At 55.3% G+C, this 26,363-nt stretch carries 21 protein-coding genes and 1 other RNA gene; 14 read left to right on the top strand and 8 right to left on the bottom strand.

Annotated elements, in window-relative coordinates; translation table 11 throughout:
* Positions 1-5: 5 nt before the first annotated feature.
* A complete protein-coding gene (gene trxB, locus N2M06_RS10690; RefSeq protein WP_019935521.1) occupies positions 6-959 on the bottom strand; it encodes a thioredoxin-disulfide reductase in 954 nt (317 codons plus the stop codon).
* Between the two features lie 609 nt (positions 960-1,568).
* Between trxB and lrp the strand changes: the two genes are divergently transcribed.
* The 8 genes from lrp (at position 1,569) to purF (ending at position 12,460) form a co-directional block, all read left to right on the top strand.
* Positions 1,569-2,063 (top strand): leucine-responsive transcriptional regulator Lrp, encoded by a 495-nt coding sequence (gene lrp / locus N2M06_RS10685; protein ID WP_014291898.1) that lies wholly within the window; start codon positions 1,569-1,571, stop codon positions 2,061-2,063.
* A gap of 171 nt (positions 2,064-2,234) precedes the next feature.
* Positions 2,235-4,796 (top strand): DNA translocase FtsK 4TM domain-containing protein, encoded by a 2,562-nt coding sequence (locus N2M06_RS10680; RefSeq protein WP_317075280.1) that lies wholly within the window; start codon positions 2,235-2,237, stop codon positions 4,794-4,796.
* A 3-nt stretch (positions 4,797-4,799) separates the two neighbouring features.
* Positions 4,800-5,408 carry an outer membrane lipoprotein chaperone LolA gene (lolA, locus tag N2M06_RS10675; RefSeq protein ID WP_346350747.1) on the top strand — a complete coding sequence of 203 codons (609 nt, stop codon included), beginning with the start codon at positions 4,800-4,802 and terminating at the stop codon, positions 5,406-5,408.
* Between the two features lie 198 nt (positions 5,409-5,606).
* Positions 5,607-6,938, top strand: a complete 1,332-nt coding sequence (locus tag N2M06_RS10670; RefSeq protein ID WP_346350746.1) for a replication-associated recombination protein A — start codon at positions 5,607-5,609, stop codon at positions 6,936-6,938.
* A gap of 121 nt (positions 6,939-7,059) precedes the next feature.
* Complete coding sequence (gene serS, locus N2M06_RS10665) at positions 7,060-8,358, top strand: serine--tRNA ligase (protein ID WP_019935526.1); 1,299 nt, start codon at positions 7,060-7,062, stop codon at positions 8,356-8,358.
* Between the two features lie 296 nt (positions 8,359-8,654).
* Entirely contained in the window at positions 8,655-10,265 is a 1,611-nt protein-coding gene (locus N2M06_RS10660; RefSeq protein WP_346350745.1) for an AbgT family transporter, read from the top strand.
* A 165-nt stretch (positions 10,266-10,430) separates the two neighbouring features.
* Positions 10,431-10,919, top strand: coding sequence for a CvpA family protein (locus tag N2M06_RS10655; protein ID WP_026344893.1), 489 nt, complete (start codon positions 10,431-10,433; stop codon positions 10,917-10,919).
* Positions 10,920-10,939: 20 nt separating this feature from the next.
* Positions 10,940-12,460 carry an amidophosphoribosyltransferase gene (gene purF / locus N2M06_RS10650; protein WP_346350744.1) on the top strand — a complete coding sequence of 507 codons (1,521 nt, stop codon included), beginning with the start codon at positions 10,940-10,942 and terminating at the stop codon, positions 12,458-12,460.
* A gap of 51 nt (positions 12,461-12,511) precedes the next feature.
* Here the strand turns inward: purF and N2M06_RS10645 are convergent, their stop codons facing one another.
* A complete protein-coding gene (locus N2M06_RS10645) occupies positions 12,512-13,111 on the bottom strand; it encodes a Yip1 family protein (protein ID WP_019935530.1) in 600 nt (199 codons plus the stop codon).
* A 311-nt stretch (positions 13,112-13,422) separates the two neighbouring features.
* Between N2M06_RS10645 and N2M06_RS10640 the strand changes: the two genes are divergently transcribed.
* On the top strand, positions 13,423-16,056 hold the full coding sequence (locus tag N2M06_RS10640) for an EAL domain-containing protein (RefSeq protein ID WP_346350743.1): 2,634 nt from the start codon (positions 13,423-13,425) through the stop codon (positions 16,054-16,056).
* Here the strand turns inward: N2M06_RS10640 and N2M06_RS10635 are convergent.
* The 3 genes from N2M06_RS10635 to smpB all read right to left on the bottom strand — a co-directional run bounded on the left by N2M06_RS10635 (position 16,036) and on the right by smpB (position 18,697).
* Positions 16,036-17,556: a sensor domain-containing diguanylate cyclase gene (locus tag N2M06_RS10635; RefSeq protein ID WP_346350742.1), complete on the bottom strand. Its 1,521-nt coding sequence runs from the start codon at positions 17,554-17,556 to the stop codon at positions 16,036-16,038. The two genes, N2M06_RS10640 and N2M06_RS10635, sit on opposite strands and share 21 nt — an antisense overlap.
* Positions 17,557-17,802: 246 nt before the next feature.
* Positions 17,803-18,163: a transfer-messenger RNA gene (gene ssrA, locus N2M06_RS10630) on the bottom strand.
* A 48-nt stretch (positions 18,164-18,211) separates the two neighbouring features.
* The gene (smpB, locus tag N2M06_RS10625) at positions 18,212-18,697 is read right to left on the bottom strand and encodes an SsrA-binding protein SmpB (RefSeq protein WP_019935533.1); all 486 of its coding nucleotides are present in this window, start codon (positions 18,695-18,697) and stop codon (positions 18,212-18,214) included.
* Between the two features lie 137 nt (positions 18,698-18,834).
* Here smpB and N2M06_RS10620 point away from each other — a divergent pair, with 137 nt between their 5' ends.
* Positions 18,835-19,284 (top strand): SRPBCC family protein, encoded by a 450-nt coding sequence (locus N2M06_RS10620; RefSeq protein ID WP_019935534.1) that lies wholly within the window; start codon positions 18,835-18,837, stop codon positions 19,282-19,284.
* Complete coding sequence (locus N2M06_RS10615; protein WP_019935535.1) at positions 19,265-19,603, top strand: RnfH family protein; 339 nt, start codon at positions 19,265-19,267, stop codon at positions 19,601-19,603. The genes N2M06_RS10620 and N2M06_RS10615 overlap by 20 nt, the downstream gene beginning before the upstream one ends.
* A gap of 35 nt (positions 19,604-19,638) precedes the next feature.
* On the opposite strand, the gene N2M06_RS10610 is transcribed toward N2M06_RS10615, so the two are convergent.
* Entirely contained in the window at positions 19,639-19,977 is a 339-nt protein-coding gene (locus tag N2M06_RS10610) for an outer membrane protein assembly factor BamE (protein ID WP_317075297.1), read from the bottom strand.
* Positions 19,978-20,151: 174 nt separating this feature from the next.
* Here N2M06_RS10610 and udp point away from each other — a divergent pair, with 174 nt between their 5' ends.
* The gene (udp, locus tag N2M06_RS10605) at positions 20,152-20,910 is read left to right on the top strand and encodes a uridine phosphorylase (RefSeq protein WP_346350741.1); all 759 of its coding nucleotides are present in this window, start codon (positions 20,152-20,154) and stop codon (positions 20,908-20,910) included.
* Here the strand turns inward: udp and recN are convergent, their stop codons facing one another.
* Both recN and nadK read right to left on the bottom strand, forming a co-directional pair.
* Positions 20,911-22,575: a DNA repair protein RecN gene (recN, locus tag N2M06_RS10600; protein WP_019935538.1), complete on the bottom strand. Its 1,665-nt coding sequence runs from the start codon at positions 22,573-22,575 to the stop codon at positions 20,911-20,913. It abuts the gene before it with no gap.
* Positions 22,576-22,645: 70 nt separating this feature from the next.
* Complete coding sequence (nadK, locus tag N2M06_RS10595; RefSeq protein WP_019935539.1) at positions 22,646-23,530, bottom strand: NAD(+) kinase; 885 nt, start codon at positions 23,528-23,530, stop codon at positions 22,646-22,648.
* 174 nt (positions 23,531-23,704) lie between these two features.
* Between nadK and grpE the strand changes: the two genes are divergently transcribed.
* Positions 23,705-24,307, top strand: coding sequence for a nucleotide exchange factor GrpE (grpE, locus tag N2M06_RS10590; protein WP_019935540.1), 603 nt, complete (start codon positions 23,705-23,707; stop codon positions 24,305-24,307).
* A gap of 126 nt (positions 24,308-24,433) precedes the next feature.
* Positions 24,434-26,356: a molecular chaperone DnaK gene (gene dnaK, locus N2M06_RS10585; RefSeq protein ID WP_019935541.1), complete on the top strand. Its 1,923-nt coding sequence runs from the start codon at positions 24,434-24,436 to the stop codon at positions 26,354-26,356.
* Positions 26,357-26,363 lie beyond the last annotated feature (7 nt).

Genomic DNA, 26,363 nt, shown 5'->3' with positions numbered 1-26,363 from the left:
CAGCTTTACTGTTGGGCGTCCAGATAGCGTTCGGCGTCCAGGGCGGCCATGCAGCCGGTGCCGGCAGAAGTGATGGCCTGACGATAAACGTGATCCATTACATCACCGGCGGCAAACACGCCTTCAATGCTGGTTTGGGTGGCGTTGCCGTGCAGACCGGACTGTACCTTGAGGTAGCCGTTTTCCATCTCCAGCTGCCCGGCAAAAATGCCGGTGTTGGGCTGATGGCCAATAGCAATAAAGACGCCGGCCACCGCCAGTTCTTCGGTGGCATCGGACTGAGTGTCTTTCAGGCGCACGCCGGTGACGCCCATGTCGTCGCCCAGCACTTCGTCCAGGGTGCGGTCGGTATGCAGAATAATGTTACCGTTGGCCACCTTGTCCATCAGCCGGTCGATCAGAATCTTCTCGGAACGGAACTGATCACGACGGTGAATAAGGTGCACCTCGGACGCAATGTTGGACAGATACAGGGCTTCTTCCACGGCGGTGTTGCCGCCGCCCACCACCGCGACTTTCTGGTTGCGGTAGAAAAAGCCGTCACAGGTCGCACAGGCCGACACGCCCCGGCCCTGAAATGCTTCTTCCGAAGGCAGTCCCAGATATTTGGCAGAGGCGCCGGTGGCAATGATCAGCGCATCACAGGTGTACTCACCACTGTCACCTTTCAGACGGAAGGGGCGCTGGGTCAGCTCCACGCTGTTAATGTGGTCAAACACGATTTCTGTTTCAAAACGTTCGGCATGTTCTTTCATACGCTCCATCAATGCCGGACCTGTCAGGCCTTCGGCATCACCGGGCCAGTTTTCTACCTCTGTAGTAGTGGTCAGCTGGCCACCTTGCTGAATACCGGTAACCAGCACCGGGCTCAGGTTGGCCCGGGCGGCATAAACGGCAGCGGTATAGCCGGCAGGGCCTGAGCCCAGAATAAGCAGTTTGGCGTGTTTGGCTTGACTCATGATTTCTCCAACCAGTGGCAAATGGGCGATAATTTTGGTTAACGATTGTAGGGGATTGAGAAAGGGGAATAAAGAACTGCAACCGTCTTTGCCGGCCTGCTGAATGTAAAATCATGACGGCAGCAAGTATAACGAATAGTTATGCAATATAACTTCATTATATTGGAATCTTATTTCAATTCTGGTTCAGGCCGGACAATATGCTGTATATCAAGGCCAATACACGCACTCTGGCGGTGTGCGCACCATAGGTGTGGCGCTATTTCAGCAGTATCCATGGCTTTCTCTGAGCCGGGTATTCGGTTGTCTGATTCAGGCTAAATCCCTGCCGCCTTCACCTAAAGTTATAATTTGACGCTTTTTTGTCGTTCCAGACAAACACTTGTGCTACCGGTTTCCTTTTTATCATGTTAAGCTTCTGTTCATTGCATTTTGTATATGTAATCAATAATTTCAGATTTTTATTTTAGTAAGGCGGTATGCCGTTTTTCACGGCTGTGACAGCGGTAACCGTTACACCTTCTGAGTTTGCACTCGAGTGGTGCCGATGCAGAAGAAGCCCAGAATCCAAAGTGGAATGTACCTAAAATGAGCCAAAGGATGGATGAAGTGTTGGATGCGAACAACCGCCCCTTAAAGGAACTCGACCGGATTGACCGCAACATACTTAACGAACTGCAGCAAGATGGCCGCATCTCCAATGTGGAGTTGTCCAAGCGCGTTGGACTGAGCCCTACTCCTTGTCTGGAGCGAGTGCGCCGGCTGGAGCGTCAGGGATACATTGAAGGCTATACCGCCATTCTTAACCCGCAGTTTCTTGATGCATCACTGCTGGTATTCGTGGAAATTACCCTGAACCGCGGCACACCCGATGTGTTTGACGAGTTCAATGACGCCGTGCAGAAGCTGGAAGAAATTCAGGAGTGTCACCTGGTATCCGGTGACTTTGACTACCTGCTGAAAACCCGGGTGGCCGATATGTCTGCCTACCGCAAGTTACTGGGGGAAACCCTGCTGCGTTTGCCCGGGGTGAATGACACCCGCACCTATGTGGTGATGGAAGAGGTGAAGCAGAGCAACCGGCTGGTAATCAATACCCGTTAAGCTGTGCTAAAGTATGCCGCTCTGGTATTTTGATGCCGGCGGGACGGGAAGATTATCATTCAGCGAGCGGCCCCGGCCGCTCGTTTGTCGTTGTATTAACCATGGTGACGACTTTTTCCGTCGCATTCCCCTGATATTCTGAGCACAATCATCACAACGAGGAGCGGACGTTTGGCGGAGAAAAAGCTGTTTACTCCCATGTCTGGTTTGCAGCGTCTTTTTGAGGCTGGGCTGATAGCCATCATTCTACTGGCCGTATTTATGATGCTGTCACTGGTTTCCTATCACCCGTCGGATCCGGGCTGGTCACAGACTGCCCGTGGCGCAGACATCAGTAACGCAGCCGGCCCTGCGGGGGCCTGGCTGGCCGACATTCTGCAGTTTGTATTCGGGTTCTCAGCCTATCTGCTGCCACCCTTTATGGTGTTTGTTGGCTGGATTACCCTGTGGCGGCCCAAGGGGCTGATCGACATCTGCTACCTGACCCTGAGCCTGCGTATCATCGGCTTTTTAATGGTGTTGCTCAGTTTGCTGGCGCTGGCCAGCATGAACATAGGTGACATCTATTATTTTTCAGCGGGTGGCCTGATAGGTGACATGCTGGCCGGTACCCTGAGTCCGGTATTTGGTACCCTGGGGACCACTCTGGTGTTGCTCTGTTGTCTGGCCACCGGCATTACTTTTTTTACCGGCTGGTCCTGGCTGCTGATTGTAGAGCGTCTGGGAGCCATGGTAATGGAAGCCCCCAACTGGCTGTCGACCTTGCCGGCACGCATCGCCGACTGGCAAACCCGCCGTCAGGGCGATGATGCGCCGGTGCCGGCCGCCGCAGTGCCTGCAGCTGCTCAGCCCCGTGATCCGGACGCTGCCAGGGCCGGCTTCAGTGGCTGGCAGCGCTTTCGTGAGCGCCTCGGCAAGCAGGACAGTGACAAGCATGATGACAATGAAGCCGGGCAGGATGATCCGCTGCTGGCTCCCATGCCTGAACCTTCCGCACGGCGCACTCTTATCAGTAAAAAAACGCCACCGCAGCGCCGGGAGCCGGTACTGCAGATGGCTGATGACGATGACAGCGAGCTGCCACTGGCCACGCTGGCCGAGAGCAACGGCTGGATGGATGATGACGACGATGACGAACTGGATTTGCCCTGGGCCGGTGAGGAAGACACACCAGCACCGGTTGCACAAAAGCCCGCCGCGGCACCGGCACCGGTATCCAGGCCCCGCAACAGTGAACTGACGACTTTGCCGGATGTGACGCTGCTGGATCCGCCCAAGCCACGTCAGCATGAAGTGAGTGAAGAAGAGCTGGAGCGCATTGCCCGGCTGGTGGAAGCCAAACTGGCTGACTATAACGTGCAGGCTAATGTGGTGGGCGTGTATCCGGGGCCTGTGATCACCCGCTTTGAACTGGATCTGGCCCCCGGAGTCAAGGTCAGCAAAATTACCAACCTGGCCCGGGATCTGGCCCGCTCCCTGTCTGCCATCAGCGTGCGGGTGGTGGAAGTGATCCCCGGCAAGCCTTATGTGGGACTGGAGCTGCCCAATACCCGCCGTGAAACCGTCTATTTGCGGGAGGTGATTGACAGCGACCTGTTTCACAGCAGTAAGCACCCGCTTACCATGGTGCTGGGGCAGGACATAGCCGGCGATCCTGTGGTGGTGAATCTGGCCAAAATGCCTCACGTGCTGGTGGCCGGTACCACCGGCTCGGGCAAGTCGGTGGGGGTGAACGTCATGATACTGTCCATGCTGTTCAAGGCCACGCCGGAAGAAGTGCGTTTTATCATGATCGACCCCAAAATGCTGGAGCTGTCGGTGTATGAGGGTATTCCCCATCTGCTTACCGAAGTGGTCACCGACATGAAGGAAGCGGCCAATGCCCTGCGTTGGTGCGTGGGCGAGATGGAACGCCGCTACAAGCTGATGTCGGCCATGGGAGTGCGTAACCTCAAGGGCTTCAACACCAAGGTACAGGACGCCATTGATGCCGGAGAACCTTTGCGGGATCCGCTGTGGCAGCCCACTCAGTCCATGGACACTTATCCGCCAGCGCTGGAAAAGCTGCCCCATATTGTGGTGGTGATCGACGAATTTGCCGACATGATGATGATAGTGGGCAAAAAGGTGGAAGAGCTGATTGCCCGTATCGCCCAGAAGGCCCGGGCGGCCGGTATTCATCTGGTGCTGGCCACTCAGCGCCCGTCGGTGGATGTGATCACCGGTCTTATCAAGGCCAACATACCCACCCGTATGTCTTTCCAGGTGTCGAGCAAAATCGATTCCCGCACCATTCTCGATCAGCAGGGGGCCGAATCCTTGCTGGGCATGGGGGATATGCTTTATTTACCGGCCGGCGACAGCAACCCCACTCGTGTGCATGGGGCCTTTGTGGATGACCATGAGGTACACAAGGTGGTGGCGGCCTGGAAGGAGCGGGGCGAGCCGGATTATATTGAAGATATTCTTAACGGCGATGTGGGGGCCGACGGCCTTCTGCCCGGTGAAGCGCCGGAAGGCGGTGATGGCGAACTGGACGAGTTATTTGATCATGCGGTGGCTTTTGTCGCTGAGACGCGCCGCGGCTCTACCTCCAGTGTGCAGCGCAAGTTCAAGATAGGCTATAACAGGGCTGCCCGCATTATCGAGCAGATGGAAGCCCAGGGCATTGTCAGCCCGGCGGGCAGCAACGGCCAACGAGAAGTGCTGGCACCACCGCCGGCCAGGGGATAACCAATGAAAAAAGTAATAATGGCAGGAATGATGCTGTGGTCTGCCAGCACTCAGGTGCTGGCAGACGCAGCGACGGATCTGCAACAGAAGCTGTCGGCGCTGGGGCGTTTTTCTGCCGATTTTACTCAGCAGGTCTACGATGAAAGCGGTGAGCCCATGCAGACCGCCGAGGGCAGCATGCAGCTGGCGCGGCCGGACCGCTTTCGCTGGCACACCACCTCGCCCGACGAGAGCCTGATTGTGTCTGACGGCACCGATGTGTGGATGTACGACCCCTTTGTGGAGCAGGTGAGCATAGTGCCTTTGGAGCAGGCGGTGCAGAATACGCCGTTTTTGCTGATCTCCGGTGGTGATAAGGCCCGCTGGCAGAACTATCGCATCAGCGAGCAGAATGACACTTATGTGGTGACCAGCAAGGATCCGGCGGAGCTTATTCAGCGCTTTACGCTGCGCTTTGATAATCAGGGCCGGCTGGCGCGTTTTACCGTGGTGGAGTCCGGCGGCCAGCGTAGCGAATTTACCCTGAGTGAATTTAATACCAGCCCTGAGCTTGCCGCCAACGCCTTTCGTTTTACCCCGCCGGCGGGCGTTATGGTGGACGATCAGCGCTGAGGTGGCATGAGCCCGGCATGCAAAGCGACAGCGGGGTTGCGCTACGCCGACACGCTTCAAGCCCCTCCATGGGACGCTCGGCAAATGCCTTCCCTGGCATTTGACGGTCGGCTTCGGCAATCCCCGCTGCCGCTTCGTGTCGCCGACGAAAGCGCATTATGCAGCAAACGGCACTTTGTTTTATGTGGATGAAATACCATGAGTACCCTGAGTCTGGACTTTGAGCAGGACGACTTTCGGCCGCTGGCGGCACGGATGCGTCCGGTGCGCATTGAACAATATCTGGGCCAGCAGCACATTCTGGGGCCGGGCAAGCCCCTGCGCCGGGCGCTTGAAAGCGGTCACTGTCATTCCATGATTTTGTGGGGGCCGCCGGGTACAGGTAAAACCACGCTGGCGGAGCTGGTGGCCCACTACTGCGATGCCCAGGTGGAGCGGGTCTCGGCGGTGACCTCGGGGGTGAAGGACATTCGCGCCGCCATCGAGCGCGCCCGGGAGTACAAGCTGGCGGGCCGGCGTACTATTTTGTTTGTGGACGAGGTGCACCGCTTCAACAAGTCTCAGCAGGATGCTTTTCTGCCCCATATTGAAGACGGCACCGTCACCTTTATTGGTGCCACCACCGAAAACCCTTCTTTTGAACTGAACAATGCATTGCTGTCCCGGGCCCGGGTCTACTTGCTCAAGCGTCTGGAAACCGCCGATGTGGAAGCCATGATCGAGCAGGCGCTGAACGATGAACGCGGTCTGGCGGGACAGGGTATCAAGCTTGCCGACGGCGTTCAGCGGGCACTGGCAGAGCTGGTGGACGGCGACGGCCGCAAGGCGCTCAACTATCTGGAGCTGCTGGCGGACATGGCCGGGGAGCACAACGGTGAGCGCTGTATCGACAAGGCATTGCTGGCGGAAGTGACCGGCGAGCGTCTGGCCCGGTTCGATAATCAGGGCGACCTGTATTACGATCTGATCTCCGCCATTCACAAGTCCATTCGTGGCTCTAATCCCGATGCGGGTCTGTACTGGTATGCCCGCATGATCACGGCTGGCTGCGATCCGCTTTATATTGCCCGCCGGCTGCTGGCCATTGCTTCGGAAGATGTCGGCCTGGCCGATCCCAAGGCCATGGAGGTGGCGCTGGCGGCCTGGGACTGCTTTACCCGGGTGGGGCCGGCAGAAGGGGAGCGGGCCATTGCCCAGGCCATTGTTTATCTGGCCTGTGCGCCCAAGAGTAACGCCCTTTACACCGCCTGGAAGGCGGCGCTGCAGGATGCCCGCGAGCTGCCCGATTTTGAGGTGCCGGTGCATTTACGCAACGCCCCCACCAAACTGATGAAAGCGCTGGGCCATGGTGCCGAATACCGCTATGCCCATAACGAGCCGGGTGCTTATGCCGCCGGCGAAACCTATCTGCCCGAAGCCATGATGGGGCGGCGCTATTATATGCCCAACGAGCGGGGCTTTGAGCAGAAAATTCAGGCCAAGCTCGATTACCTCAGCCAGCTTGACCAACAGGCCAAAGGTGGTTCCTGAACAAAGCAGCTGCGCTCAGGATCTGCGTTCTTGGCCCGTTGCGGCCGATGCTGATAAACTGTAGCAGAACTCATTTAACCCCTTTGGCGTGCAAACGCATCACACGAATTTAAGGTAACTCATGCTGGATCCCAAATATCTGCGCGGCGATATCGACGACACGGCGGCGCGGCTGGCAAGCCGTGGTTTCACCCTTGATACGGCCCTGTTCAACCGGCTGGAAGAGCAGCGTAAAACCCTGCAGGCCCGCACTCAGGAGCTGCAGGCGGAGCGCAACGCCCGCTCCAAGGCCATTGGTCAGGCGGCCCGTAACGGCGAAGACATAGTGCCTCTGAAAGCCGCCGTGACTGCCATCAACGACGAGCTCGACAGCTGCAAGGTCACCCTGGATGAGCTGCTGAACGAGATTCAGGACTTTTGTGCCGCCATTCCCAACCTGCCTCACGAGTCGGTGCCGGTGGGCAAGAACGAAGACGACAACGTTACCGTGCGCAGCTGGGGCGAGCCCACACAACTGGGTTTTGAGCCCAAGGATCATGTGGCGCTGGGCGAAGCCCTGGCGGGGATTGATTTTGAAGGCGCGGTAAAACTGTCGGGCTCGCGCTTTGTGATTATGCAGGGCCAGATAGCCCGCATGCACCGTGCACTGGCCCAGTTTATGCTGGATCTGCATACCACAGAGCATGGTTACACCGAATGTTATGTACCTTATCTGGTCAATAGTGACAGCCTCTATGGCACCGGCCAGCTGCCCAAATTCTCGGCAGATCTGTTCCACACCGCCATTGAAGGCGAGGGCGATGACGAGGGCAAGGTACGCCGTTTCTCGCTGATCCCCACGTCTGAAGTGCCGCTGACCAATATGGCCCGCAACGAGATCTTCGAGGCGGCCCAGCTGCCCATGAAGCTCACCGCTCACACCCCCTGCTTCCGCTCTGAAGCCGGCTCCTACGGCCGTGATACCCGCGGGCTTATTCGCATGCACCAGTTCGACAAGGTGGAAATGGTGCAGCTGGTGCACCCCGACACCTCATGGGATGCGCTGGAAGAAATGACCGGCCACGCCGAAAAGGTGCTGCAGCGTCTGGAGCTGCCCTATCGGGTGATGGCGCTGTGCACTGGTGATATGGGCTTTGGTGCCGCCAAAACCTACGATCTGGAAGTCTGGCTGCCGGCCCAGAACACCTACCGTGAAATTTCGTCCGTATCCAACTGTGGTGACTTTCAGGCCCGTCGCATGCAGGCACGGGTGCGTGGTGCCGACGGCAAGCCGCAGCTGCTGCACACCCTGAACGGCTCCGGCCTGGCGGTGGGCCGCACCCTGGTGGCGGTGCTGGAAAACTACCAGCAGGCAGACGGCCGCATTCGTGTGCCGGACGTGCTCAAACCCTATATGGGCGGGCTGGAGTTTATTGGCTGAGTTGGTTTTTCAGTTAACCAAGCCGGGGTCTGACCCCGGTTTTTTTATGTCTGAAAAATATAAATTCGTTTTAACTCGGTTTCTGATGATGTGATCTCACCGTGAAATGGCCGTATTGCAATGTATAAAACTGTTGGTTAACTAACCTTTGGTATCATATTTTGTTGAGTGTGTTAACGTCATGTGTATAATCCACCGGAATTTTTAACCTGGCCGGCATATACGGTTACTTATAACTTTTGTTATGAAGTATTGTGCTGTCGGTGCCTGCGTCTATCCCGATGGAGAATTTCGACATGACGTCATCCTCAACCCGCTGTGATGGTCATCAACGCCAGCAGCCAGCCCCTAACAAAGGCGGCTTCACCCGCTTTCTCGATACGGTAGAGTGGCTGGGTAACCTGTTACCCCATCCCATTACCCTGTTTGCCATCTTCTGTGCCGTCATTTTGCTGGCATCCGGTGTGGCTGGTTATTTTGAAGTGAGCGTGGCGGACCCCCGGCCGGAAGGTGCCCCGGGCCGGGCCGCCGATGGCATGATTACCGTGGTCAGTCTGCTTAACGGCGAAGGGCTGGCGCGCATTGTGGGCAGTCTGGTGAGCAACTTTACTGGTTTCGCTCCTCTTGGCACCGTGCTGGTGGCGCTGCTGGGCGTCGGTGTGGCCGAGCATTCCGGACTGCTGTCGGCAGCCATGCGGGCGCTGGTGATGAATGCTTCACGGCGTATGGTTACCGTGACCGTAGTATTTGCCGGTATTGTTTCCAATACTGCGGCTGAGCTTGGTTATGTCGTCTTGATCCCGCTGGCGGCCATGATCTTTCATTCTCTGGGGCGTCATCCTCTTGCCGGTCTGGCTGCGGCCTTTGCTGGTGTATCCGGCGGTTACAGTGCCAACCTCTTGTTGGGTACAGTCGATCCGCTGTTGTCAGGCATTACTCAAACTGCCGCTCGCATCATTGATCCTGTCTATGTGGTAGGGCCCGAAGTGAATTGGTATTTCATGTTTATCAGCACCTTTGTGATTTCCATTCTGGGTGCGCTGGTAACGGAAAAACTGGTGGAGCCCAAGCTGGGAGAGTATCGCAGTGAAGAGGCTGGGGATCTCAGTGAAAACCAGGACATGGGCAGGGTAACGTCAGCGGAAAAGCGCGCTCTCAAGGGAGCCGGTCTGGCGGCCCTGGCGGTGTGTGCTGTGCTGGCGTTGACCATAGTGCCCGAGAGCGGTGTATTACGGCATCCGGTGACCGGAGCCGTGGCCGGCTCGCCGTTCCTTAAAGGCATAGTGGTATTTATTTTTGTGTTTTTTGCCATTCCGGGCTTTGTGTACGGCCGCATGATGGGCACCATGAAAAGTGACCGGGACGTGATTGATGCCATGTCGAAAAGCATGAGCTCCATGGGCATGTACATAGTACTGGTGTTCTTTGCCGCCCAGTTTGTGGCTTTTTTCAGCTGGACTAACTTTGGTACTGTCATTGCGGTGCAGGGTGCTACTCTGCTGCAGAGCCTGGGACTGACCGGCCCTGTACTGTTGCTGTGCTTTATTGTTGTCTGTGGCTTTATCAATTTGATGATAGGCTCAGCCTCAGCTCAGTGGGCAGTAACGGCACCGATTTTTGTACCCATGCTGATGCTGGTGGGCTACTCACCGGAGGTAGTACAGGCGGCCTATCGCATTGGTGACTCCACTACCAATATCATTACCCCCATGATGAGCTACTTCGGCTTGATCATGGCAGTGGCCACCCGTTACAAGAAAGACATGGGCATAGGCACCCTGATGGCCATGATGCTGCCTTACTCCATGGTATTTATTGTGGGCTGGTCTGTGCTCTTCTATCTGTGGGTATTTGTATTTGGTCTGCCGGTAGGGCCGGGAGCGGCTACCTATTACAACGGTCTTTAACATCGTATAAAGTGCCGGATCCGGTGCGATGTGTTTCGCACCGGTGCTCATCTTTGTTCAGCGGTTAGTTTGATATTGAATGAACTTTATCCGCTTTTTCGTCGCCTTTTACCAAACGTGTTTGATAGAATGCGCGGCAATCAGGAGGGCTTCGGCACTAACATGATGGTTTGGATAGATTTTGTAATACTCGGCATTATCGGCCTGTCGGCTCTCATCAGCCTGGTCCGCGGCTTCGTCAAGGAAGCCATGTCACTCGCCACCTGGGTGGCTGCCTTTTTTATTGCCAGTCGCTTTTATGCCGACCTGGCAGTATTTCTCGATATCAAAGACCCGCTTTTTCGCAATGGGGCTGCCATTGCCATTTTGTTTGTGCTTACCCTGATCCTGGGTGCTCTGGTCAACTACATTATCGGCGAGCTGGTCACCCGCACCGGCCTGTCGGGCACTGATCGAGTGCTGGGCGTCTGTTTTGGCGCCGTGCGTGGCGTTTTTATTGTGGCCGCGCTGCTGCTGTTAACCGATACCATGACTGCTTTTTCCCACAGCCCGTGGTGGAAGGAGTCGGTACTCATTCCCGAGTTTGGCATCGTTATTCAGTGGTTTTTTAATATGCTGCAGAATTCATCCAGCTTCTTACCCCCCAAGCTATAGTAATTCGAGGAAATTTTCACATGTGTGGGATAGTCGGTATACAAGGTACGACCCCGGTCAACCAGGCGCTTTACGACGCGCTCACAGTGCTTCAGCACAGAGGACAGGATGCCGCCGGCATCGTGACCATCTCCGGTAACAACTTCCGTCAGCGCAAGGCCAATGGGCTGGTCCGGGATGTGTTTGAAGAGCGTCACATGGAGCGCCTTATCGGAAACGTCGGCATTGGTCATGTGCGCTATCCCACCGCCGGCAGCAGCAGTGTGGCTCAGGCTCAGCCTTTTTATGTGAACTCTCCCTTTGGTATTGCGCTGGCCCACAACGGCAATCTGACCAATGCCGCCGAGCTGAAGGAAGAGCAGTTCCGGGTAGCCCGACGTCATATCAACACCACCTCTGATTCTGAAGTATTGATTAACGTACTGGCTCATGAGTTGGATCAGCAGACTCAAAAGCTGCACCTGGAGCCGGAGCATGTGTTTGCTGCGGTAGCCAAAATACATGAAAAGGTTCGCGGCGCGTATGCTGCCGTTGCAGTGATCATCGGCCACGGCATGGTGGCGTTCCGCGATCCCAACGGCATTCGTCCGCTGGTACTGGGTAAACGTGATGCTGAAGACGGCAGCACCGAGTATATGGTGGCCTCGGAAAGTGTGGCGCTGGATGCGGTAGGCTTTGAGCTGGTACGCGATGTAGCGCCTGGTGAAGCGGTTTATATTACCGAGCAGAATGAGCTCTTTACCGAGCAGTGCGCCGCTGAGCCCGAGCACAACTCCTGTATTTTTGAATATGTATACTTTGCCCGCCCGGACTCCTTTATTGATAAGGTCTCTGTCTATGCTGCCCGTGTGCGTATGGGGCAGAAGCTGGGTGCCAAAATTGCCCGTGAGTGGGAAGAGCTGAACATTGATGTGGTGATTCCCATTCCGGAAACGTCCTGCGACATCGCCCTGGAAATTGCCCACAATCTTCAGCTGCCTTATCGCCAGGGTTTTGTGAAAAACCGCTATATCGGCCGTACCTTTATTATGCCCGGTCAGCAGCAGCGCCGGCAGTCGGTGCGCCGCAAGCTGAATGCCATTCCGTCGGAATTTGCCGGCAAGAATGTACTGCTGGTGGATGACTCCATCGTACGCGGCACTACCTCCGAGCAGATCATTGAAATGGCCCGGGATGCGGGAGCCAAGAAGGTGTATTTTGCTTCGGCTGCCCCGGAAATCCGTTTTCCCAACGTGTACGGCATCGATATGCCTTCCGTCAACGAGCTGATCGCTTATGGCCGTGAGTCGGATGAGATTTGCAAGCTGATTGGGGCCGACGGCCTGATTTTTCAGGATCTGGAAGACCTGGAAGATGCGGTACGTTATTTCAATCCCGAGCTGCGGCGTTTTGAAACCTCCGTGTTTACCGGCGAATACGTGACTCAGGATGTTAACCAGGAATATCTGGATGCCCTGAACGCCTTGCGTAACGACACTGCCAAACAGCAGGACTGCATCGACAACAGTCATCTGGAAATATATAACGAAGGTCAGTCCTGACCATAAGAAAGCCGGGGAGTTCCCCCGGCTTTTAATGCCATCAGCAGAGGGTCAGTGAGTATAGATGGGGCCCAGCCCCCAGCTCCATACAATGACCGAGCCCACCATAATACACACCAGCAAAACCAGCCCGCAGGTCACCACAGAGCTTGCATAGATAAAGCCCCGCTCCTCAGGAATGTGCATGATAATGGGAACGCCGGAATACAGCAGATAGACCGAGTAGGCCAGCCCGGCCAGACCCACCAGCATCAGGAATATCGGCTCGGGATAAAGTACAGCCAGCCCTGTCATAAACAGGGGGGTGGCAGTGTAGGCAGCCAGCTCCAGACTTTGGGTAAAGGTAGGACTGGCACCAAAGGTCTTGGCCATCCAGAAAGTGAGGTAGGCGAGCGCAAACACACCGGCAATTAAGGTGAAGTACATGCCCACTGACATGAACAGGGCGCTGCCCGTGGTCATCATGATGGTGTTCTGGGTGCCAAAGTGCCAGCCAATCAGGGTGGCAGAGATAAAAGTACAGACTGAAGGGATCAGGGCGATGAACGCCAGATGGGTCAGGCTGTAAGACAGGCTTTCATGGTGGTCGTCTATGGTATGCCACTCATCCTTGGGGTGGGCATACAAACCCCAGATGTGGTTCAAAATCATGGCTCTTTCCCCCAAATTCATTAAAGCCGGCTGGCTTGATAGCAGCGAGTGCAATGAGTTTGCGTTATCCCGCCTCTGATTAATTATTGGTCACGCATTGACTGGCGTCAAGTTTTTCTACGTATAAACCACAATAATCAGTTTTCGCTAATTTAAAATCCCTGCCAGCAGAGAGGATTGCTTAGGGAGCGTCAGCCTTGTCTGATAAACTGCGTGTTTTGTGGCTTTGACCCGCAATATCAGCCGTAAGTGCTGGTGACTTTATGCGGTTCATACTATGTTTTTTCATCCTTTGTCACCGTTTGAGACACATGCTCATCACCGTTATGCAACAGGCCGTTATTCTGCTGGCCATGGGCTGGGCCCTGACGCTGAATATGCGCAAGGCTCGCCATCATCCTCATTTGCAAGTGTTCACTACCGGCTTCTGGTTCGGGCTGGCTGCGCTGGTATGTATGCTGCAGCCTTTTCATGTGGCCCCCGGCGTGTTGCTGGATGCGCGCAATGGCGTGCTGTTTGTGGCAGGCCTGTTTGGTGGTCCGGTATCAGCAGGCATGGCAGCCCTGATTGCCGGTCTGTTCCGGTATGGTATTGGCGGCGACGGTGCGTTCACCGGCACGGTGAATATCGTGCTGTCGGTGCTGCTGGGGCTTGGCTTTCGCTATGGTGTGAACCGTCAGTGGCTGAAGGTTAACATTTTTCATTTGTTGCCGGTGACGCTGCTGCTGCATACCAGTACGCTGGCAGTCATCGCCAGCCTGCTCAACGTGCAGGACAGGCTGACGTTGCTTGCCTACTTGTGGCCTTTTCTCGCAGTGATGGTGCCGTTGACGGTGATTCTTGCGCTTATTCTGCAAGATGCGGCTCTCAGGCAGCAGGAGCAGGACAGGCTCAAGAGCAGCGAGTCCCGGTTACGGGCCATTACTTCCGCCTTGCCTGATTTGATGTTTGTGATAGATGAAGATGGTCGGTACCTGGAAGCCATGGCATCCAATGCGTCCCTGCTTTATCCGGTCAATGACAGTGTCATTGGCAGACGAGTACACGACTTGTTTGAGCCGGTGCAGGCAAACCGCTTTGTCGCCTTTATCCGTCAAACACTTAACAGCCAGAAAACTCAGCGGCTTGAATATGAGCTTAATACTCACGACGGAATGCGTATATTTGAAAGTCAGGCGCAGGTGATGGACAGGGGAGAGGGCAGTAAGCCCGCCGTCGTGATCCTTACCCGTGATATTACCCAGCGCCTGCAGAATGAAACGGAGCTGCGTATTGCCGCCACTGCTTTTGAAGGTTTTGAAGGCATGATGATTACCGATGCCGACCAAAAAATATTACGGGTAAACCGTGCCTTTACCGACATTACCGGTTTCAGCAGCGACGACGTAATTGGCAAAACGCCGTCCATTCTCAGCTCGGGCCAGCATAGCCGGGACTTTTATCAGCACATGTGGCAAAGCATTAACGAGCATAACCACTGGCAGGGCGAGATTATCAACAAGCGCAAGTCTGGCCAGGTTTATCCGCAGTGGCTGTCTGTAAGTGCGGTACGGGATAAACACCAGCATATTACCCATTATGTGGCGTCCATTACCGACATTACCCAACAGAAGAAAGACGCAGAACGTATCAACCATCTGGCCTTTTATGATGAAGTGACCGGCTTGCCCAACCGTCGTTTTTTACATGAACGTCTGCAGCACTACCTGTCCGGAGAGAGGCAGGAAAGTGCCGGCCTGATTTTTATTGATCTGGATAATTTCAAGGCCATTAATGATCTCTGGGGGCTGCCGGTGGGTGACGAACTGCTGCGCCAGGCTGCCCGCCGCCTGAGCCGGCCGTTGCGCCAGCAAGATATGGTTGCCCGCCTGGGCGGCGATGAGTTTGTGGTACTGCTATCCGGCTTACCCACTGAGCAAGCCGCCGCCGCCACCGAGCTGGAAGCAGCCGGGCTCAGGTTACTGGCATTACTGGAGCAGGCCTACACTCATGACGGCCATCAGCTCAAATGCAGTGCCAGCCTGGGGGTGGTACTGCTTAATGACTCAAGCGCGACCGCCGACGAGCTGGTACAACAGGCAGAGCTGGCCATGTATGACGCCAAGTCTGGCGGCCGGGGCAAGCTGCGCTTTTTTGATCCGAAAATGCAGGAAGCGGTAGCCCAGCGTTTACTGCTGCAGCAGGATATCAGTCGTGGTCTGGATCATGGTGAGTTTATTGCTTACTTTCAGCCTCAGTTTGACTATCAGGGGCATATCACCGGCGCTGAAGCGCTGGCCCGCTGGCAACACCCTGAGCAGGGCTTGCTGGCACCGGGGGCGTTTATTGAAGTAGCCGAGCAGGCCGGTCTGATGAACCGTATCGACAGAGAGGTATTGCACCACGCCTGCTCTTACATGGCTGCCTGGGCGGAGCTGTCTGCAGCAACCAGTTTTACCCTGTCGGTGAATATCAGTGCTGCCCGTTTGTATCAGCCAGAGTTTATTGATGATGTGTTAGCCATATTCAGGCAGACCGGCGTCGATCCTGCACGGATAAAGCTGGAAATTACCGAGTCGATGCTGCTGAATGATATGCCGATGGCGATTGGGCGCATGCAGATACTGAAACAGCACGGCGTACGTTTTGCCATTGATGATTTTGGGACCGGCTATTCTTCGTTGCTGTATCTGCAGCAGTTGCCTCTGGATCAGCTGAAAATTGATCAGTCCTTTGTGCGGGCTCTGCCCGATAACAACAGCCTGAATATTATTAAAGCCATTATTGCACTGGCTCACAGTCTTAAGCTGGAAGTTATCGCGGAAGGGGTGGAAACCGAAGCCCAGCGCCAATTACTCTATCAGCATGGCTGTGAACACTATCAGGGCTATCTGCTGGCCAGGGCCAAGCCGGCAGACCAGCTGGAAGCCCGGCTACAACAGCAGTTATGCTCCCGGGTCAGCTAGTACAGCCCTGTTACGCCCCTGTTGTTTGGCCTGATACAAGGCCTTGTCGGCACGCTTTAGGGCGTCTGTTATGGAGTCTGCCGGACCACAATAAGTAACGCCCAGCGAAATGCTGATTTGACCTACCAGCTCAATTGAGGTCGCCTGTACCTGGTGTCGCAGCCGCTCTGCTACGTCAAGTGCATTGGTGGTGCTGGTGCCAGGCAGAAATATTATAAACTCTTCGCCACCGCTGCGGCACAGCACATCATTGCGACGAGCCTGATGCTGCATAATGCCGGCCAGCTGTCTGATGACCTGGTCACCACTGTCATGACCAAACCGATCATTCACACTCTTAAAGTGATCAATATCCAGTGCGATCAGAGAAAATGGCACTTGCTCTTTCTGAAAATGATCCAGCGCCTGCTGCATCCCCCTGCGGTTCAGCAAGCCGGTGAGGGCATCGGTATGGCTGTCGGTATGCAACTGGTGAATGCGCTCATTCAGCAGTCCGATGCCACGCAGTATGGCCTGTTTAAGCTGGGCCGCCTCAAAATACCAGGAAGACACTCCGGTAATATCCGTTTGAGCGCTTTGTCGGTTCATCAGGCCGGCGGAGGTAGCCAGCTGTCGCAGTGGCTGGGAAATAAACAGGGCCGACAGCCAGATACCGGCCAGGGTCAGCAGCCCGACGGGGACGCTTTTCAGCACAACCTGTAACAGATGCTCTTTAATGCCTGCCAGAGTAGCGGCCTTTGGCCGCTGGGCCACTATGCCCCAGCCAGTGCTGTTAACCGGTGCAAAGCCGGCCAGCATATCGGTTCCTGCGGAATTTACCACCTGATGTGCATGTTCCTGTCCCTGCAGTACTTCATCTATGGCCGGATTACCGCTGACGCGTTCGCCAATACGGGCAGGGTCAGGGTGATAAATCAGTGTTTTGTTACGATCAACCACATACAGGTAAGAGCCATCCTGGTAGTAATGCCTGCCGAGTAACTCTCCCAGCATATTGCTTTGTTTCAGGTAAATAGTGCCGGAAATATACCCGAGATACTCACCGCTGGCGGCAAACACCGGGTGTGACAGACTGACAATATAATTCCCTGACGGTGATACAAAGGGATCTGTAATGAGTGGTGCCCTGGCTTTTAAGGACTGCAGGGCACTGGCAGAGCTGAGCCTGAGCCCCTTAACCTGCAAGGTATCCGGTGAGGCGGCCACTATTACCCCTTTTGCATTAACCACAACCACCGAGTTAAAGGTATTTGTCTGCTCATGCAGCCGGCGCGCTTCCGCCATCAGGGCTGACTCATCGTTCATTCGGGTGACCAGCTCAGCAGCACTGTAAGCCAGCTGCTGTCGGGTGGAGTGAATCACACTGTCCGTCACTTCTGCCAGCTTGGCCGCATAGGCCCGGTTGGCCTCCAGCGTGTTGTTGATAAGCAGGGTACGCTGCACCTCGTAGGTGGCATAAAACGTATTGAACAGAGTAATCGCTACACTGAATATAGCCATGACCAGCATTAAATTACGAAGGTTTAGCCGGGGCAGGGGGCGGGAGGGCATTAATACTGAACCTATAAACGGGCGTTATTTGAGCCTGATGATAATCTGACAGGGATACTAATGAAATTTTCCCGCTGTGGCCACTCCGGCTCACCTTGTATGATAAATATTCGTATGGACCAGCCTGGCGGCAACGGAAGAGAAAATCCGGATTACCAAAACAAAAAGGCCCCTTGCGGGGCCTTTCCAATCGATTGGTGGAGCTGGCGGGAGTTGAACCCGCGTCCGAAAAACCTACGTCGTCGGTACTACATGCTTAGTCAGTCATTAAATTCGCCAGCTGCTGCGGACTGACACGCCACAGACAGACTATCCTGAATTGGTTTTAACGCTTCAACCGTCAGGCACGGCATCCACGCGATCCTGTGAAGGATGACCTTCCGATTCCCTAAGTCACAGGCAAGCTAGGGCAGAAGGGCTCTCTGCAGGTTATTAAGCTGCGAGTGCGTAGTTTTCGTCGTTTGCGACTATTTTTTTGCGATTTTTTTACGAGGCCTATCGCACCTCGGCATGCACCTTGGAGTTCGAGAATCTCGTCGAATCCTGAATCAGCCCCAAGTACAGATTGATGATATTGCATATCATCGTTAAACACAAGAGGGGTCTAGCGGCCCTTGTGTTTCATCATACGTGCTTTTTCCCGCTTCCAGTCGCGCTCCTTCACGTCCTGGCGCTTGTCGTGGGCTTTTTTACCCTTTACCAGGCCTATCTCTGCCTTGACCCAGGATTTGGACCAGTACAGGGACAGCGGTACCAGGGTATAACCTTCCCGCTCAATCAGGCCGGTGAGACGGTCCAGTTCCCGTTTGTGCAGTAACAGTTTGCGGTTGCGCATGGGATCGCATACCACATGGGTTGATGCCATATTCAGCGGGTTGATGGTGGCGGCAAACAGAAAGGCCTCACCATTTCGCATAAATACATAGGCATCACCAATGTTGGCCTTGCCGGCCCGTAGCGCCTTGACTTCCCAACCCTGGAGCTCAAGCCCCGCCTCAAATTTTTCCTCAATGGAATATTCGTGCCGTGCCTTGCGGTTAACCGCAATGGTATTGGAGCCGGGTTTCTTTTTAGTTTTGTTTTTTGCCATAGTGAAATCATTATACGGTGACCAATGACGCTTTGGAATTAGTGAACTGGTGACCGGTTGTTTTTTGAACGATTGTCTCAGGTGAGCTTGCTGGCCAGAAGTGTTAAAATCACCGAGTCAGAATGCCAGGAGAGGTTATGCCAAGTATTACCCGAAGCGCACTGGTGATGTTCAGTGCCAAGCAAATGTATGAGCTGGTCAATAATGTCGATGATTATCCGCAGTTTTTGCCCGGATGTGTGGCCAGCCGGGTAGTGGAGCAGAGTGAGCACAGCATTACCGCCGCACTCGACGTGGCCAAGGCTGGCATTCGAAAAACGTTTACTACCCGCAATCGTCTCGAAAAAGACCATAAGATTAATGTGGAACTGGTAGACGGGCCTTTTAAATCCCTGAATGGTGGCTGGACTTTTATTCCGCTGGATGAAGATGCCTGCAAGGTTGAGCTGAAACTGCACTTCGAGTTCAAGTCACGACTGGTAGAGCTGGCGTTTGGCGGCATTTTCAAGGAGCTGGCCAATGCCATGGTGCATGCATTCAGTGAACGGGCTCGGGAGGTTTACGGCAGTGAATCTTATTCAGGTTGAGGTGGTTTATGCGCTGCCCGATAAACAAACGGTGCTGAGCCTGCGGGTCCCGCCAACGGCTACCGTGCAGGAGATCATTGAGCAGTCCGGTATTTTACGCCAGTTTCCTGACATTGATCTTGAGCGCAATGCGGTGGGCATTTTCAGTCGTCAGGTCAGGCTGGAACAGAGCGTAAATGAAGGTGATCGCATAGAGATATACCGGCCTCTGCTGGCCGATCCAAAAGAAATCCGGCGTCGGCGCGCCGAACAGGCCAAGGAAGAAGGACGGGCTGATAAAGTGACCGGCGGCCGGCCAGATCCGAAGCGCCGCCAGTAACATGATAAAAAGAAGCCGTCAGGCTTCTTTTTCAGTTAAAGGCCCTGATGAAAGTCGTCGGGCAGTTCAAAGTCACCGCTCATGGTGGCCAGACCATCATTGATAAAGTCCAGCACCAGCCGCTTTTGCTCGGTATCGCCCCGGCCAGGCTTGAAGTAATAAATGTAGACCCAGCGATTGTGATTAAAACCGTCGAGACTCATGGGGTTACCCAGCAGAAAACGCACCTGCTCTTTGGTCATGCCCTGACGAAGCTGGGCTACCTGCTTTTCTTCCAGATAATTACCCTGGGGAATATCTACTTTGTAAACCAGACCACAGCCGGTGAGAGGAAGGGCGAGAAACAGAGGTAATATCAAGCTTTTGAGTTGCATAGGGAGTGTTGTCCTTAAAATCCTGAAAGCATCATAGCGGCTGCCGGTTTCGATGTAAAAGACAGACCGGTACCAAAGCCAATGGTTCCCTTTAGAGACATGGTTATTTACCCCCGGCTGTCTTACTATTTCAGACTGATACACTGCTTCACTCTTTTGCTATGGGAGCTGGTTATGACTAAACACGTATTTCATCTGGGTATTACCGATGAGGATCTGCGGGGGGCTGCCGTGGCGATTATTCCCGGTGACCCTGAGCGGGTAGAGCGGATTGCCGGCTACCTTGCCAATCCGCACAAGCTGGCCAGTAAGCGGGAGTTTACTTCCTGGCTGGGTGAGCTGGACGGCAAGCCGGTAGTAGTGTGCTCCACCGGCATTGGCGGACCTTCTACTTCCATTGCGGTAGAAGAGCTGGCGCAGTTGGGCGTGCGTACCTTTTTGCGGGTGGGCACCACGGGTGCCATTCAGCCCAATGTGGAGGTGGGTGATACCATCGTCACCACCGGGGCCGTGCGTCTGGACGGTGCCAGCACACACTTTGCACCCATGGAATTTCCGGCGGTCGCCGATTTTGACTGCACCTGTGCCCTGGTGGATGCGGCCCGTGAGCTGGGCGTGACACCTCATGTGGGCATTACCGCCTCGTCCGATACCTTTTATCCCGGACAGGAACGTTACGACACTTACGCCGCCCATGTGGTACGCCGTTTTCAGGGCAGCATGAAAGAGTGGCAGTCCATGGGCGTACTGAACTATGAGATGGAATCAGCCACCCTGTTTACCATGTGTGCCAGCCAGGGGCTGAAAGCCGGCTGTGTGGCCGGCGTGATAGTTAACCGCACCAAGCAGGAGATTCCTGACGAAAATACCATGAAAAATACCGAGCAAAGGGCCATTGAAATTGTGGTGGCAGCCGCCCGCCGGCTGGTGTGATCAGCACACCAGCAGTTCCCGCGCGTTGGCCAACGTATTGTCGGTAATGCGGTTGCCGCCCAGCAGCCGGGCCAGTTCCTGCAGCCGGTGCTGCTCGTCCAGCTCCTGCATGCGAGTTTCAGTATGGTCGGCATCGCTGCTCTTGCTCACAAAAAAGTGCTGGTGGCCGTTGCCTGCTACCTGGGGCAGGTGTGTAATCACCAGTACCTGGGTAGACTCGCCCAGCTGGCGCAGCAGTTTGCCTACCACGGCGGCGGTGGGGCCGCTGACGCCCACATCCACCTCATCAAAAATCAGCGTCGGGGTTTCCACTTTCTGTGCGGTAATCACCTGAATTGCCAGGCTGATGCGTGACAGCTCACCGCCGGAGGCCACTTTGGCCAGCGGGCTCAGGGGCTGGCCCGGGTTGGTGCTCACCAGAAACTCGACCCTGTCGATGCCAAGGGGTGAAAAGCCCGCTGCTGCATCTGCGTGCACCTCTATTTCAAAACGGCCCTTTTCCATGCTGAGCTGGTGCAGGCTTTGGGTGATTTTCTTGTTCAGGGTAGCGGCGTAGCGCTGGCGGCTTTGGCTCAGGCGCTCGGCAGCCTGAATAAAACCGGCTTTGGCTTGCTCCACTTCCTCGTCAAGATGCTCCAGCCGATGGCTGCTTTCATCCATATTGGCCAGCCTGGCTTTCAGCTCCTGATGAAAACCATGGAGTTCAGCTGCAGGTACATGATGCTTGCGGGACAGCTCCATCAGTTTGCTCATGCGGCTTTCCACCTCATGCAGGCGCTCCGGGTCCAGCTCCAGCCGATCCAGATAGCGGCTCAGCTCATTGTGACTTTCTTCCAGCTGGATCAAGCCAGCTTCAGCCATTTCCAGCACCGGTGCCAGCTGCGCATCCATAGTCACCAGCTCGTTCAGGGTTTTCAGGCCCTGACGTACCAGCTGCAGGGCATTGGTTTCATCGTTGTCGGCCAGCACATCCATCACCAGCTGGCAGTCGGTGACCAGCTCAGCCCCGTTGGACAGCCGCTTGTGCTCGGCTTCCAGCTCAGGAAATTCGTCTTCGGCCAGGGCCAGCTCGTCGAGCTCAGCCACCTGGTATTCCAGCAACTGGCGTTCTGCCTGCCATTTTTCCTGCTCTTCCTGCAGTCGTTTGCGTTCATTACTGAGCTGACGCCAGTGCTGATAATTGCGGCTGACGCCATTGACCAGTTGATGATGTCCGGCGTAGGCGTCGAGCAGGGCACGCTGATGATCGGGCTTTTGCAGCTCCTGATGAGCATGCTGACCGTGAATATTGATAAGCAGGGCACCCAGTGCCTTGAGCTGCGACAAGGGCACGGGCGTGCCGTTAATGTAGCCGCGGGAGCGGCCTTCCCGGCTCAGAGTACGGCGCAGAATGCATTCATCCTGCTCGTCCAGCTCCTGCTCGCTCAGCCAGGCTTTTACCCGGGGAAGTTTGTCGATGCGAAAGCGGGCGCTGATGTCGGCCTTGTCGGCACCGGGGCGTACCGAGTCGGCGTCGGCCCGCTCTCCCAGGGCAAGGGCCAGGGCATCGATAGCAATGGATTTACCGGCACCGGTTTCACCGGTAATGCTGGTCATGCCCTGGCGCAAGTCCAGCTCAAGAAAGGAAACAATGGCAAAATTGCTGATGGTGAGCTGAAGCAACATGGAGATTCCCCTGCAACAAAAAGAATGCTGTATGGGAATACAGTATACTGTAGTTTTATACAGTGCAAGCTCAGAACAGTTTACTGCCCCAGCCCAGTTTGCTGCGCAGCACTTCAAAATAGCTGTGGCCACGGGGGTGCAACAGCTTCAGCCGGTGCGGGCTCTTGTTAATGTGAATTTCATCGCCGGGCTGCACTGCCAGTGAGACATGGCCGTCGCAGCTGACCAGCATGTGTTCGCTCTTGTTGGCGGGGGAGAGCACCATTTTGATCTGGGCGTCGGCGTCAATAACGATGGGCCGGCAGCTCAGGGTGTGCGGAAACATGGGCACCAGGGTAATGGCGTTGAGGTTGGGAGTGAGAATAGGGCCGCCCGCAGACAGTGAATAGGCGGTGGAGCCGGTGGGGGTGGCCACTATCATGCCATCGGCACGCTGGCTGTACATAAAGTGGCCGTTAATATAGACCTCAAACTCTATCATGTGAGCAATTTTGCCCGGATGCAGCACGGCTTCGTTCATGGCAGTGTTGCTGGCCTTGAGCTGACCGTGACGGTGCACCTGCGCTTCCAGCAGAAAGCGATGTTCGGTTTGATAATCACCGGCCAGCAACCGCTCCAGCGGCTGTTCAAAACTGTCGGGAGACAAGTCGGTCAGAAAGCCCAGATTGCCCCGGTTAACCCCCACCACCGCAACATCAAAGCGTGACAGCACCCGGGCTGAACCCAGCATATTACCGTCGCCGCCCACTACAATGGCCAGATCGGCGCGTTCGCCCAGCTCCACCATTTCCAGCAGTTCAGCGTCATCCAGCCCCAGCTGTTCGCCTACCCGGCGCTCTATCACTACATTCAGGCCCAGTTGGTCGAGATAACGGTACAGTGCCACCAGCGTTTGGTTGGCCCCTTTATGATCCGGCTTGCCGATAAGAGCAATGGTATTGAAATCGGTATCCATTAATTGCGTTCCCGCTGGCCGTGTTGTTCGGTAAAAGTGAATATTCATCATTCTAATCAGAGTCTTGCCCTTGTACCAGCGCCGGCCTTGCAAGTCTGTCGGGTTTTCCCCCTTGAAAAGCATACTGACACCCCCATATAGGCTGCAGGCTAATTGATACTCACGGGAGACGAGATGAGCAGCAAGCAGAATCAGGTAGACCAGGAGCAGGAGCTTCAGACCGAACAGGAGCAGCACGCCGCCGCTGAGGCAGAGCTGCAGGAAGGTACTCAGGCCGATGCCGCCCTGGTAGCCGAGCTTGAGAAAAAGCTGGCCGAGGCAGAGGCCGCCGCCAAAACCGAAAAGGACACCGCCCTTCGTGCCGTGGCGGAAATGGAAAATATTCGTCGCCGTGCCGCTCAGGACGTCGAAAAAGCCCAGAAGTTTGCACTGGAAAAGTTTGTGAACGAGCTGCTGCCGGTGATCGACAGCCTGGAGCGGGCTATTGAGCACACCAGCGATGAAACTGATGCTTTTAAAGCGGTACACGAAGGGGTGGAGCTGACCCTGAAGTCGTTGATAAGTGCAGTAGAAAAATTTGGTGTCGCGCAAATCGATCCTCAGGGCCAGCCTTTTGATCCCAACAAGCATCAGGCCATGAGCATGGTGGAAAGTGACGAAGTGGCCCCCAATGCGGTGCTGGCCGTCATGATGAAAGGCTATGAGCTGAACGGTCGTGTGCTGCGCCCCGCCATGGTGATGGTGGCTAAGGGCCCGGCTATCGACACTCAGGCCTGAGCCGGTCTTCTGAACAAAAAAATGTGACTGTCGTCTTGAAAGCCGCGACCGGCAGCCACATATAGACGTTAACGCGAAATACCTAAAACGTTTGTTACCGAATTTGTAATATCAAGAGAGGATTCTATGGGTAAAATCATCGGCATCGATCTGGGTACCACCAACTCCTGCGTTGCGATCCTGGATGGGGATACTCCACGGGTCATTGAAAACGCCGAGGGTGCCCGCACCACTCCCTCCATCATTGCTTATACCGATGATGGCGAAACCCTGGTAGGTCAGCCGGCCAAGCGCCAGGCGGTGACCAACCCCAAAAACACTCTGTTTGCCATCAAGCGTCTGATTGGCCGTCGTTTTGAAGATGAAGAAGTGCAGCGTGACATCAAGATCATGCCCTTTAACATCGTGAACGCCGACAACGGTGACGCCTGGGTAGAAGCCAAAGACAAGAAAATGGCACCGCCTCAGGTGTCTGCCGAAGTGCTGAAAAAAATGAAGAAAACCGCCGAAGATTACCTCGGCGAGCCGGTGACCGAAGCGGTGATTACCGTGCCGGCTTACTTCAACGATGCCCAGCGTCAGGCCACCAAAGACGCCGGCCGCATTGCCGGTCTGGATGTGAAGCGCATCATTAACGAGCCGACCGCTGCTGCTTTTGCTTACGGTGTGAACAAGTCCAAGGGTGACCGCAAAGTCGCGGTGTACGACCTGGGCGGTGGTACCTTTGATATCTCCATCATCGAAATCGATGACATGGACGGTGAAAAGACCTTTGAAGTACTGGCTACCAACGGTGACACACACCTGGGTGGTGAAGACTTTGATAACCGTCTGATCAACTACCTGGTGGACGAGTTCAAACGTGAGCAGGGCTTTGATCTGCGTAACGACATGCTGGCGCTGCAGCGGCTGAAAGAAGCCGCCGAAAAAGCCAAGTGCGAGCTGTCTTCCGCGCAGCAGACTGAAGTAAACCTGCCTTACATCACGGCAGACGCTTCCGGTCCCAAGCACCTGAACATCAAGGTGACCCGTGCCAAGCTGGAGTCGCTGGTAGAAGACATGGTCAAGAAGTCTCTGGATCCGGTTCGTACCGCGCTGCAGGATGCGGGTCTGTCTGTGTCCGACATTGATGACGTGATCCTGGTGGGCGGTCAGACTCGTATGCCGTTGGTGCAAAAGGCCGTGAGCGACTTCTTCGGCAAAGAGCCGCGTAAAGACGTGAACCCCGATGAAGCCGTGGCTGTGGGTGCTGCCATTCAGGGTGCCGTATTGTCCGGTGACAAGAAAGACGTGCTGCTGCTCGACGTAACTCCGCTGTCTCTGGGTATCGAGACCATGGGCGGTGTGATGACGGCACTGATTGAGAAGAACACCACGATTCCGACCAAAAAGTCTCAGGTGTTCTCTACCGCTGACGACAACCAGTCTGCCGTGACCATTCACGTCATTCAGGGTGAGCGCAAGCGGGCCGCCGACAACAAGTCGCTGGGTCAGTTTAATCTGGAAGGCATTCGTCCTGCGCCCCGTGGTCTGCCGCAAATCGAGGTCACCTTTGACATTGACGCCGACGGTATTCTGCACGTGTCCGCCAAAGACAAGGACACCGGCAAGGAGCAGAAGATCACCATTCAGGCCTCTTCCGGTCTGAGCGAGGAAGAGATCGAAGCCATGGTGCGTGCCGCTGAAGCCAACGCCGCCGACGACAAGAAGTTCGAAGAGCTGGTGACAGCACGCAACCAGGCTGACGGTCTGGCTCATGCTACCCGCAAGCAGCTGGAAGAAGCCGGTGATGCTCTGGCCGCCGACGACAAGAGCGCTATTGAGTCTGCTCTGAGCGACCTGGAAACTGCCGTTCGTGGTGAAGACAAGGCCGAGATTGAAGCCAAGCAACAGGCGCTGCTGGAAGCGTCCCAGAAGCTGATGGAGGCCGCTCAGGCCCAGGCGCAGTCTCAGGCTCAGGATGCGGGCACTCAGGATGCCGGTAACAAGAAAGCCGATGATGATGTTGTGGATGCCGAGTTCGAAGAAGTCAAAGACGACAAAAAATAAGGCAACC

Origin of the sequence: Oceanimonas sp. AH20CE76 (assembly GCF_039654065.1) — a bacterium.
In the GTDB taxonomy this organism is placed as follows: domain Bacteria; phylum Pseudomonadota; class Gammaproteobacteria; order Enterobacterales; family Aeromonadaceae; genus Oceanimonas; species Oceanimonas smirnovii.
This window is presented reverse-complemented; position numbering and strand designations above follow the sequence as displayed.

Coding starts and splice junctions, on each gene's coding strand:
- N2M06_RS10620 (WP_019935534.1), top strand. CDS start 18,835: ATGCCAAGTATTACCCGAAGCGCACTGGTGATGTTCAGTGCCAAGCAA.
- recN (WP_019935538.1), bottom strand. CDS start 22,575: ATGTTGCTTCAGCTCACCATCAGCAATTTTGCCATTGTTTCCTTTCTT.
- trxB (WP_019935521.1), bottom strand. CDS start 959: ATGAGTCAAGCCAAACACGCCAAACTGCTTATTCTGGGCTCAGGCCCT.
- nadK (WP_019935539.1), bottom strand. CDS start 23,530: ATGGATACCGATTTCAATACCATTGCTCTTATCGGCAAGCCGGATCAT.
- N2M06_RS10635 (WP_346350742.1), bottom strand. CDS start 17,556: ATGGCTATATTCAGTGTAGCGATTACTCTGTTCAATACGTTTTATGCC.
- serS (WP_019935526.1), top strand. CDS start 7,060: ATGCTGGATCCCAAATATCTGCGCGGCGATATCGACGACACGGCGGCG.
- dnaK (WP_019935541.1), top strand. CDS start 24,434: ATGGGTAAAATCATCGGCATCGATCTGGGTACCACCAACTCCTGCGTT.
- lolA (WP_346350747.1), top strand. CDS start 4,800: ATGAAAAAAGTAATAATGGCAGGAATGATGCTGTGGTCTGCCAGCACT.
- N2M06_RS10670 (WP_346350746.1), top strand. CDS start 5,607: ATGAGTACCCTGAGTCTGGACTTTGAGCAGGACGACTTTCGGCCGCTG.
- smpB (WP_019935533.1), bottom strand. CDS start 18,697: ATGGCAAAAAACAAAACTAAAAAGAAACCCGGCTCCAATACCATTGCG.
- N2M06_RS10610 (WP_317075297.1), bottom strand. CDS start 19,977: ATGCAACTCAAAAGCTTGATATTACCTCTGTTTCTCGCCCTTCCTCTC.
- N2M06_RS10660 (WP_346350745.1), top strand. CDS start 8,655: ATGACGTCATCCTCAACCCGCTGTGATGGTCATCAACGCCAGCAGCCA.
- N2M06_RS10640 (WP_346350743.1), top strand. CDS start 13,423: ATGCTCATCACCGTTATGCAACAGGCCGTTATTCTGCTGGCCATGGGC.
- purF (WP_346350744.1), top strand. CDS start 10,940: ATGTGTGGGATAGTCGGTATACAAGGTACGACCCCGGTCAACCAGGCG.
- N2M06_RS10655 (WP_026344893.1), top strand. CDS start 10,431: ATGGTTTGGATAGATTTTGTAATACTCGGCATTATCGGCCTGTCGGCT.
- grpE (WP_019935540.1), top strand. CDS start 23,705: ATGAGCAGCAAGCAGAATCAGGTAGACCAGGAGCAGGAGCTTCAGACC.
- udp (WP_346350741.1), top strand. CDS start 20,152: ATGACTAAACACGTATTTCATCTGGGTATTACCGATGAGGATCTGCGG.
- N2M06_RS10645 (WP_019935530.1), bottom strand. CDS start 13,111: ATGATTTTGAACCACATCTGGGGTTTGTATGCCCACCCCAAGGATGAG.